Origin of the sequence: Hymenobacter sp. B1770, assembly GCF_049896385.1 — a bacterium.
In the GTDB taxonomy this organism is placed as follows: domain Bacteria; phylum Bacteroidota; class Bacteroidia; order Cytophagales; family Hymenobacteraceae; genus Hymenobacter.
In genome coordinates, this window is record NZ_JAFCUF010000070.1 from 1 (window position 1) to 705 (window position 705).

Below are 705 nucleotides of genomic sequence, written 5' to 3' on the forward strand. Positions count from 1 at the left end.
AGAGCCGGGCTTAATGGTGCTGTTGCAGTAGCTCTGCGAGTAGGGGGGAGCGGTCCAGCCTTTGGCAGTAGGTTGGGTTTTGGGTTTTGTTGCTGCTGCTACGCTCATGGCCTCTCAATTGCTTGGCTGCAAATTTCCGGTGCAGCCCTTTCCATCGAAATGAGGAAACGTGCCTTAGAGCATGACTTTTGTCAGGCTTTCTTCATGCTTTGTTAACGGGCGTCTCCATGTGGGAAATGCATGTTACCTTGTTTAAACCACCGTGTCTGTTGCAGAACGCGGTTTAGAAGGTTCTATTTCTGAGTAGCCGCTTCGCAATTGCCCGAGTTGGCGCTTCGGTGCGCCTGTTTCGCCGCCAAGCACGCGTATTTGCGGCCAGTAGCGGCCTTGGCAGGGCCATGGCGAGGCTCAGCTGCCGGTTGGGTCGGTGCCTTAGAAGCTTTTTGAGGTTGTCGGCCACGGCCGTGAGCAGCATCGTTTTATGGGCCCCAGCATGGCCCCGCACGATGACCTGGCGCAGGCCGAAGTGGCGAATCAGATGTCCGAACACCGGCTCCACGGTGCTTTGTCGGACCTGGCGCAGGCGCTGGCCCGTCGGCTCTGCTGCCGTTGCCAAGCGCGGCGCTACGGGGCGTCCTAGCGCGTGCGGGTGAGTTGCTTGCGTTTGGCCCCGGGCACGCAGGCGGGCTTCAAAGCCCGCCTGCG

Annotated in this window: 1 protein-coding gene; it reads right to left on the reverse strand. The window is 59.9% G+C overall.

What is annotated here, in order from left to right; all coding sequences use genetic code 11:
* Positions 1-283 precede the first annotated feature (283 nt).
* On the reverse strand, positions 284-705 hold a 422-nt coding region (locus ACP7AJ_RS21520), incomplete at its 5' end, for a transposase (protein WP_426062296.1).